Annotated in this window: 6 protein-coding genes and 1 pseudogene; 5 read left to right on the forward strand and 2 right to left on the reverse strand. The window is 54.8% G+C overall.

Translation table 11 applies throughout. From position 1 onward, the window contains the following. The first annotated feature begins 227 nt into the window (after positions 1 to 227). On the forward strand, positions 228 to 587 hold the full coding sequence (locus tag ABEH28_RS26985) for a response regulator (RefSeq protein WP_346627940.1): 360 nt from the start codon (positions 228 to 230) through the stop codon (positions 585 to 587). Here ABEH28_RS26985 and ABEH28_RS26990 read toward each other — a convergent pair whose 3' ends face one another. Further along, positions 588 to 2,078, reverse strand: coding sequence for an ATP-binding protein (locus tag ABEH28_RS26990; RefSeq protein WP_346627981.1), 1,491 nt, complete (start codon positions 2,076 to 2,078; stop codon positions 588 to 590). It abuts the gene before it with no gap. A 257-nt stretch (positions 2,079 to 2,335) separates the two neighbouring features. On the opposite strand from ABEH28_RS26990, the gene ABEH28_RS26995 reads away from it, so the two are divergent. Then, positions 2,336 to 3,835 (forward strand): ATPase domain-containing protein, encoded by a 1,500-nt coding sequence (locus ABEH28_RS26995; RefSeq protein ID WP_346627941.1) that lies wholly within the window; start codon positions 2,336 to 2,338, stop codon positions 3,833 to 3,835. Then, positions 3,825 to 5,933, forward strand: coding sequence for an ATP-binding protein (locus ABEH28_RS27000; protein WP_346627942.1), 2,109 nt, complete (start codon positions 3,825 to 3,827; stop codon positions 5,931 to 5,933). Before ABEH28_RS26995 ends, ABEH28_RS27000 begins: the two co-directional genes overlap by 11 nt. A gap of 261 nt (positions 5,934 to 6,194) precedes the next feature. On the opposite strand, the pseudogene ABEH28_RS27005 reads toward ABEH28_RS27000, so the two are convergent. Next, positions 6,195 to 6,465 (reverse strand): annotated as a pseudogene (locus tag ABEH28_RS27005) (integrase); the annotation flags it as partial. A 198-nt stretch (positions 6,466 to 6,663) separates the two neighbouring features. On the opposite strand from ABEH28_RS27005, the gene ABEH28_RS27010 reads away from it, so the two are divergent. Next, positions 6,664 to 7,791, forward strand: a complete 1,128-nt coding sequence (locus ABEH28_RS27010; RefSeq protein ID WP_346631545.1) for an acyltransferase — start codon at positions 6,664 to 6,666, stop codon at positions 7,789 to 7,791. 363 nt (positions 7,792 to 8,154) lie between these two features. Then, positions 8,155 to 8,364 carry a hypothetical protein gene (locus tag ABEH28_RS27015; protein ID WP_346627944.1) on the forward strand — a complete coding sequence of 70 codons (210 nt, stop codon included), beginning with the start codon at positions 8,155 to 8,157 and terminating at the stop codon, positions 8,362 to 8,364. Positions 8,365 to 9,158: the final 794 nt, after the last annotated feature.

Raw genomic sequence — 9,158 nt, forward strand, 5'->3', positions numbered from 1 at the left:
AGTCGCTGCGCCGTCGCAGGCCTAACGTTGGTTAGAGAGGTCGAAGAATCAGCGTGGGGGAGTGGTCTGCTAAAGCCCGCCGGCCCGTGTAGAAATCAATTCCCTTTTTTGCCCCGCTCATCGGAGCAAAGGCTCGATTTCTAGATCGGTGTGTCCAATCAGTTACATGCACTCAAATGCTCAGACATCGCTCAGACAGGTCTGATCGTCACGACAGGAATTACCTCATGAGCACCATCATTCTTGTCGAGGATGAGCAGGACATATTGACCATCATGGTCGAAATTCTGGAAATGGAAGGCCATAGAGTCAAAGCATTCTGCGAGGCAGATTCAGCCTGGAGTCACATTCAGCATAATGGTTTCGATGCAGATCTGCTGATCACTGACCTGAGAATGCCTGGCAGTATCGACGGGCTCGAGCTGGTCCAAAGGCTGCATGACCTGGTACCGCAGGTGCCTGTAGTCGTCGCCTCAGGTTTCCATGCTGCGGTAAACACGTTGGACTATGATCATGTGCACTGGTTGAACAAGCCATTCACCTTGACTCAGCTGCAAGCCATCTGCCATAAGCTGACCGCGCACTGATCAACTGGATTTGCCCGGAGCCTCGGAAATTTCCTGAAGATAACGCGGCAAATAGATGCAGATTGTGGTGCCTTCACCCACGCTCGACCAGACGCGCACCTGACCACCTGATTGCTTGGCAAAGCCATAGACCATCGAAAGGCCAAGTCCGGTGCCCTGGCCGACGGGCTTGGTGGTAAAAAACGGCTCAAATATATGAGCCAGGGTTTCGGGCGGAATGCCCGACCCTGTGTCCTTGACATAAATGCACAAATACTGGCCTTCAGCGAGACCTTCACTTTGCGCTGCGGATTGATCTATCTGCTGGTTGGTCGTATTGAGCGTGATGCGACCGCCGTCCGGCATTGCATCCCGGGCGTTTATGCATAGATTTAAAAGTGCATTTTCAAGCTGGCTGGCATCGACATAGGCCAGCCACAGGTTTGAATCGCCATGAGCATCGAGCTCGATTTTTTGCCCCATCAGAGGCCGAGCGAAATCGGCTATTTCGTGCATCAAGTTGTTGACGTCGGTGGGCAGCGGCTCCAAGGTTTGACGACGCGAAAACGCAAGCAGCCGATGCGTCAGTGCCGCAGCGCGATCGGTGGAGCTTTGTGCCATCGTTATGTACCTGTCGAGGTCCAACACTCGGCCTTGGGCCACACGCAATTTCAGCAAGCCCAGGGAGCCTGAGATACCTGTAAGCAAGTTACTGAAGTCGTGAGCGATACCTCCAGTCAACTGACCCACTGCTTCCATTTTTTGTGACTGGCGCAGCTTGTCTTCCAGCTCCATGAGCAGGGCTGTACGGCTCATTTCACGCTGCTCCAGAGCTTCATTGAGCAGCCTCAGTTTTGCCTCGGTGTCACGGAGCGTATGGCAGGTGCGTTCGAGGTCCTGCTCGCGCGCTCGCAGTGCTTCTTCAGCAATGGTACGTTCGAGCAGATCAGCTGCCTGTCGCGCCAGAATATCCAGCAGCTTCAGATCCCGCTCGGAGGGATGATGCGCATCGCGCCAGTGAGTCGATATCATCCCCAACAACTGACCAGAGCGTGAGAGCAGTGGGGTGGTCTGCGCCGATCGTATGCCCGTGCTGCGAAACGCCGACAAGTCTTCAGTCCCGGCAATTTCTGCCCATTCCTCGAAGTCCGGAATGATGGCCCGCTTACCCAGCTTGAGCGCTTGAGTACAACTGCTATGAGCCGTTGGGCTGACCCACTGCCAGAAGTTGATCGCCTCTGGAGACAGTCCTCGCGAGCAAAGCAACTGAAGTTTGCCACCGTGGCCCGACGCGTGGCCCTCGGGGCAAAGCAGTTGCATTGTTCCGAATTGGGAGCCGGTGATGGACACTGCCGCGTCCACAATCTTGCCGTATAGCGTCTCCAGGTGTTGTTCACCGATCAACTCGGTACTGATCGCGTGCAGCAACGCGATATCTGATGGTACATCTGTCGCGGTGACCGAAGAGGTCAGGTGAGCCTCCAGCTGGGAGGGAGCAGATCGAGCGGGCATGACGACCTCTGCTGACGCTGGAGTAGACGCGAAGTCTAGCATTTGCAGCACATTCCGCGATAGCAGCCGCTTTTGCCTTCGTATTTTAGTTGGGGAGAGAACGGTTGCATGCCAAATTCCGTCCTGCTGGTGTACTGACTGATATTCAATAACCGTCTTAACGGTCGCAAGCTTGTTTTCGTAGCGTTGGTATTTACGCGGCTTCATACTGGAAGCCCTAAGCTTTAACGCTTGCCTCCCTATCAAGGTTTAAAAAAATGGCCTCGTTGCGCCCAGTGATATCAACCGGCAATGTCGGATTCGATTCAGTGTTGAGAGGAGGCCTACCCAGCAATCGGCTTTACCTTCTGGAAGGAACGCCTGGGGCTGGCAAGACTACGCTTGGCCTTCAGTTTTTGCTGGAGGGAGTAAAAGCCGACGAGTCCGTCCTGTACATTACCCTTTCAGAAACCAGCGAAGAGTTGGAAGGCGTCGCGCAGTCGCATGGCTGGACTTTGGACGGCATTGACCTTTTTGAGCTTTCTTCAACCGAGGAGGTGCTGGGCACGGGTTATGAACAGTCCATCCTGCACCCTTGGGAGGCAGAACTGGGTGACATCATCAAGCTAATCCAGGAGCGAGTGGACAGGATAAAGCCGAAAAGGGTGGTATTTGACAGCCTTTCCGAGATGCGCCTTCTGGCTCAGGATCCTTTGCGTTATCGCCGTCAGGTGTTAGCCCTAAAGCAGTATTTTGCTGGTCGGGACATAACCATCCTGCTGGTGGACGATCTTACGGCTTCGAATGGGGAAAGAGACAACCACCTTCACAGTCTTTGTCATGGCGTCATCACCCTTGAACGGCTGACTCTGGATTTCGGAGCCGCCCGCAGGCGCCTTCAAATACAAAAATTACGCGGTGTTGATTTCGTTGCGGGCTTTCACGACTTCACTATCCGCAGGGGCGGACTCGAAGTGTATCCGCGGCTAATCGCGGCCACCCATCATGTGCCGTTCACCGCAGAGCCTGTAGGTAGTGGGGTTGCTGCCCTGGATGAACTATTGGTAGGAGGTCCGCTAAGGGGGACTAGCACCCTGGTAACCGGGCCTGCCGGCTCTGGCAAAACCACTATTGCGCTGGCTTATCTTGCAGCGGCTTGCAGTCGGGGTGAGAACTGCACTATCTACGAATTTGACGAGCGCGTCGCTACTCTGGTTTTGCGTGCGGATAGCATGGGGATGGATTTGAGTAGTCACATTTCCAGCGGTCGCCTGGTCATTCAACAAATCGACCCGGCAGAGATCTCACCAGGGGAATTTTCCTGGCGCGTGCGCACCGAAGTTGAAGAGCGCAATTGCACCATGATCGTGGTTGATAGCCTGAACGGCTACTTGGCAGCGATGCCACAGGAGCAGCAGCTGATCTTGCAGATGCACGAATTGCTTTCCTATCTCAGCCAGCTTGGTGTGGTCACATTCCTGATCAACCCTCAGCACGGCCTGGTCGGCTCAATGTCAACAAATCTCAATATTTCCTACGTTGCAGACTCTGTGATCCTTATCCGGTTCTTTGAGGCGCAGGGACGGCTGCGTAAAGCAATTTCTGTCCTGAAGAACCGTAGCGGCGCCCATGAAGACGCGATTCGGGAGCTTCGCATTGACTCGAAAGGCGTGCGCGTTGGTGAACCACTGGCCAATTTCCGTGGCGTGTTGACTGGAACGCCGGAGTACTTCGGCGCAGACCTGCCCTTGATGGAAGAACGAAAGCGTGTCGACTGAGCGATTCTCTGAAGGTAGAAATCTGCTTGTGGTGGCTCCCTTCCAGGGAGATGCAATTGCTTTGCGCAAGCTCTTCGGCCAGACCTACCCGATTGAAGTCCATAGTGATTTGCACTCACTTTCGGCGGCCGTCGGTGAAAGCACTGGTCTTGTGATACTCACCGAGGAGAGTCTTTCCGGTGAGGTACTTAGCCTTGGAGCAGCACTCGACCTTCAACCACGCTGGTCCGAGATTCCAATCATCCTCCTCGCGTCCAATAAAAGCCGGTCTGGCCGAGACACCGAGATCGCTCGGCGCAGGCTCCCTAAATCGGCGGGGCACGTGGTCGTGCTGGAGCGCCCGCTCAGTTCAGCATCGTTGCTGAGTGCTACCGCCGCCGCATGGCGTTCGCGTATGCGCCAATTCGAAATGCGCGAGAGCATTGAGCAATTGGCGGAGGAGAGGAGGCGATTACATATCCTGCTTGAAAATATTCCATTGGGTGTGTGCTTCATGGACACGCAAGGTACATCTCTCGTCAGCAATCCTTTGTACCGGCGCTATGTGCCGGGAGGCATCATCCCTTCCAGACAACCGGAAGTCGCTACTATGTGGGTAGGGCTTGATGCTCATGGTAGGCAGTTGGAGCCCGATATGTTTCCGGGTGCTAGAGCGCTGAGAGGAGACCCGGTAGCTGGCTTGGATTTTTACCATCGCCTAAATGACGGCACAGAGTCATGGATGCGTGTCAGTGCTGTTCCTTTATACGATGAGAAGCAGTCGATCATCGGTGCAGCTGCTGTGATCGTCGACATCAACGAGGAGAAGCAAGCTGAACTGACTCTGCGCAGGTTCAATGAAGAGCTTGAGATTCAGGTTGAAGCGAGGACTCGTCAGTTGAATGCGGCTGTCGAGCAGCTCAAGGCCGAGAGTGAAGAACGCGCGCGTGCCGAAGAGCAATTGCGCCAATCCTTGAAGATGGAAGCAGTGGGGCAGTTGACCGGAGGTATTGCTCACGACTTCAACAATATGCTCACGGGCGTTATCAGCGCGCTCGACCTTGTGAAACTTCGAATAAACAAGGGACGCCTGGACGGAATCGATAGGTTTATGGACGCAGCGCAGAGTTCAGCACAAAGAGCTGCTTCTCTGACGCACCGTCTGCTTGCCTTCTCTCGACGCCAGTCGCTGCATCCAAAAGCAGTTTCGGTCAATGAGCTTATCCGATCGCTCGCTGATCTACTCAACCGTACGGTTACGGAGAACATCGTTCTCAAAATCGAGCTGAGCGTGGACCAACACTTGATCTTTGTGGACTCCAACCAGTTAGAGAACGCGGTTCTCAACCTGGTGATCAACGCACGAGACGCCATGCCTGATGGCGGTGAGTTAACCATTGCCACCTTCCTTGATGCGGGAACAGGGACGAGCTCTTTTCAGCAGGTCTGTCTGCAGATACGTGATACCGGTTATGGCATCCCCGAAGATCTCCTAAACAAGGTTACTGAGCCGTTCTTCACTACCAAACCTATAGGCCAAGGCACTGGCCTGGGATTATCCATGGTTTATGGATTCGCTAAACAGAGCAACGGTCGTCTTTCCATTGAGAGTAAAACCGGCGCAGGAACTGTCGTTTCAATCTTTTTACCGGAGCATCAGGGGATCGACGAAGATCACCCGAGCGCCGCCTTGCGGGTCACCGCAGGACAAGGTCAGACCATCCTCTTGGTCGAAGACGATGACTCTGTGCGCCTGATCAATCATGAAGTGCTAGAAGAGCTTGGATATCGGGTGTACGAGGCCCGCAGTGGTGAAGAAGCCCTGAAGGTGTACAACGATTTGCAAAAAGTGGACCTCTTGCTTACCGATGTCGGATTGCCGGGCATGAACGGGCGGCAATTAGCCGAGATTCTTCAACAACGTAAGCCGCGTCTTCCAGTGTTGTTCCTCACAGGATATGCAGAGGGGGCTATGGTGCGGGCCGATTTTCTAGGTCCTTTCATGCAGCTACTCACCAAACCGTTGGCTTTAGACGTGCTTGCCAGTCGAGTGGCAGAGATGATCGCGGAGTCAGACGCGACCGTTGAAGCCATGGCACATGGCACTGGCCGTGTCTGAAACGCCGAGCATGAGCGGAATCGATTTAGGCCAGGAAATTCAACGGTTGTACTCAGATTTGCCGGTGGTACTGGCTACTGGCTACAGCCATATATTCGCGCAGAATGGCGCCACAGGTTTTAAGCTTGTGCATAAGCCCTACTCTGTTGAGCAGCTATCGAGCGTGCTTCAACAGGTGCTCAGCGCGACAAGGCAAGGAACGCAATGCCCTTAATTTCGGTTTCATCTGTGACTGAAGCAGCTTCGGGTTATTCGGATTAGGGCCGCCGTCGCTCGGAGTCCATATACCCCCAAGCCGTCGACCTCAATACCGGCCTTTTTCGCATAGGCCGTGACCAAGGCATAGATGCCGTAGGCGATCCCGGCACCGGTCAGCTTGCCGCGCAACGGTATGAACAGCGGCACTTTCCTGTCATGTCCTGAGCTTCCTATGTACGCCCGGCCGCTACCGGGTGCAACGGCAGGTAGTGCATCTTGCCGCCTTTGCCCCCCGGCGCTCCCGGATGTCGCTCACCTGTAGCAACGCCGCCTCTCTGAATTACACAGGAGTCACCTGCGGGTGACTGGAGGCCTCCAACGATGCCTCGCCTCATTCCGCAGTAAGTCTCGACTCCTGCCCCTTGCACAAAACTATCCCTGCACTATCGTATTGCCTTAGGTAGTGACGCGACCGAACCCCCATGGGTTGCTTTAGGCGCTTTCGAGCGATGGCAACTGATTGGGGGATTACATGCAGGAAATGACCCGGTTTCACGCGTTGGACAGCATGCGCGGTATCAGCGCGATAGCGATCGTCCTTTACCACACCCATCTTGTAGGCAGCATTACGGAGTGGAAGTTTTTCGCTAATGCCGACCTGCTGGTCGAATTTTTCTTCGTCCTTAGCGGCTTCGTCATGGCTCACGCTTACGGTAGCAAGCGCGGACGGGACTTAAGCCATTTCCTGATTTCGCGCACCTTTCGCCTGTTACCCCTGCACGCGTTCATGCTTGCAGTCTTCATTGGTCTGGAGGTCCTGAAGTACGCCGCCTATAAACAGGGTTTCTCCTTCAATCAGACACCCTTCACCGGCATCTACGCGCCGTCGCAGATCCTACCCAATCTCATGTTGCTGCAAAGCTGGACGCGCTTGACGGAAAACCTGTCATTCAATACCGCGTCCTGGAGCATCAGCATCGAGTACTGGACCTACATGGTGTTCGCCGCAACCCTTTTCATGGCTTCGACTCGCCGATACCTTCTGTGGACATTCATTGCCCTCAGTGGATTTGCTCTGCTTTCCAACCATATCGATGTAATGACCGTTTATGCGCAAAAAGGCTTGGGATGTTTCTTTGCCGGGGCATTGGCTTACGCCCTTTTCAGCCGTCTAAGACGCTGGGTTGTCCCTGGCTTCGCATTGCTGAGCGCACTGGAAGCCTTCGCAGCCATTGCCATCTGGTGGGTGCTGACCTCGGAGTTGCCGCAGAAAATAGCGTCAGCCAGCATGGTGTTCTGCGTGACCATCATGCTATTTGCTTTTGATGGCGGAGCGCTGTCGCGCGTGCTCAAGCACGAATTCTTCGCTCGCTTGGGGCAGTGGTCTTACTCCATCTACTTGACCCACTTGGCCGTACTGTTCTTCGTGATTTCGGCTTTTATGGTGGTGCAGAAAAAAACCGGCTTTGAAGCCGCGCCCATGCAAGGTGATATCCGCTACCTGGATACCGGCCATGTCTGGCTGAATAACCTGATGGTTCTGCTGATTCTGACGGCGGTAGTGACGATTTCCAGTGCGACCTATCACTATGTCGAGCTCAAAGGACAAGCAGTCGGCAAGCAGCTGTTGAGGCGCAGGATGGCGATGCCCACGGGCTAACGTGATCATCCCCATACAGCTTGTGTGGGAGCGATGTGTTTCTGTCCTGACTGACACGGCTGGTGTATGAGCAGGGTTTGTACTGCAATCTGTTGCGAATCGGTCGTTTTTGAGAATGGAAGCTGTTGCCTGCGGAGATAACCTGTTGCAAGTGGCGAGCGCTTGATTCGCATCCTGGCGGTTAGCGCCTTAGTGCTACTGGGCTAAGCGCCAAACTCGTGGAGCTTGAGTCGCCGTCCCGAGGAGGTTTCTTTCGACAATCCGATTGAGATCAAATGCGGGCCTAGTGAGCGTTCGACCTAGGCTGTGTGAAATCGGCCGGGCCAAGCTGGAGCGGCCACCCTGCAGTAACTCGGAGTCCACATGAGCCTTGCCCACGTAAAAGAGATAGTTGAAGCCAGTGATGTCATCGAAGCGAATCGACTGCTTCAGTCAGGGCATGAGTTGCTGCAGATTGTCCCGGGCTGGACCAGCGACAATACTCCCTGCACGCTGTTTTACCTGAGCAAACCTGCCCCGACGTCAGAGGGCGATTATGTCGACGGCGATTGGGTGCCCAAGCGGCCGAACTGAGCCACTGCACATAACGGCAGCTCTGTTCGTACGCCCCACCGCATGGCCCGCTCCAGCGGTTTTTTTTTGCTGCTTGATGGACGCAAGTATGCCGGGGATTAACACCATAAACCTGCCCTGGCCTGCGCCCAGGTCCCTTGTTGCCTAGGAGCTGGTTATGTCCCCTGCCGATCTCGATTTTCTGGACACCTCGGATCTGCCGCGTGGTTTGAGCGAGCCGGCATACGCCACTTGGCGCCTGGCCCTGCGCGACCTATGCAGAGGTTCAAGTCGAACACTGTTTTCAGTTCTGTCACGGTTTTATCCAGGCCCTGCAGGATGTGCAGGCCGTTGAACCAGAGGTGTATCTGTTTCTTGAAGCTCAGGTGCACGGCCTCTGGATCGAGCGGATTTCCGCCCTTCAGGCACGAGGTCACTGATGCGCAGCGGAATTCAAGTAAACGTTGCAGGCCATGTTCGAATGTGGTGCCGGGCGCGGGGTGCTCGGCAGTCCGCACCACGACAAATGGCCAGGCCGATTCACGTCTGCGAGCCTTTTCGCGTGGGACGCTTTGTCGAGCACGTAGGCACTAAGCTATTCGCGCTGGCTGTAGAGGTGGCATGTAAGCCCGCTGAGAGCGGCCAGTTATTGACGGCCATGCCTGCTCAACCACGCTTGTAAGTTATTCCTTGGCGCTATGACTTATCAGTTAGGCCATTCGATCAAATGCTTTCACGGTAACTTGGCGTTCTCGACCATTGTGTGGATGCGTAAGCGCATGGTTTCGATGGAGAACGGTTTTGTCAGCACGGCC

Source organism: Pseudomonas sp. Ps21-P2 (assembly GCF_039672565.1).
GTDB lineage: Bacteria > Pseudomonadota > Gammaproteobacteria > Pseudomonadales > Pseudomonadaceae > Aquipseudomonas.

Bases quoted from the DNA above. Each gene is read 5' to 3' on its own strand.
- ABEH28_RS26995 (WP_346627941.1), top strand. From the start codon at position 2,336: ATGGCCTCGTTGCGCCCAGTGATATCAACCGGCAATGTCGGATTCGAT.
- ABEH28_RS26985 (WP_346627940.1), top strand. From the start codon at position 228: ATGAGCACCATCATTCTTGTCGAGGATGAGCAGGACATATTGACCATC.
- ABEH28_RS27010 (WP_346631545.1), top strand. From the start codon at position 6,664: ATGCAGGAAATGACCCGGTTTCACGCGTTGGACAGCATGCGCGGTATC.
- ABEH28_RS26990 (WP_346627981.1), bottom strand. From the start codon at position 2,078: ATGCCCGCTCGATCTGCTCCCTCCCAGCTGGAGGCTCACCTGACCTCT.
- ABEH28_RS27015 (WP_346627944.1), top strand. From the start codon at position 8,155: ATGAGCCTTGCCCACGTAAAAGAGATAGTTGAAGCCAGTGATGTCATC.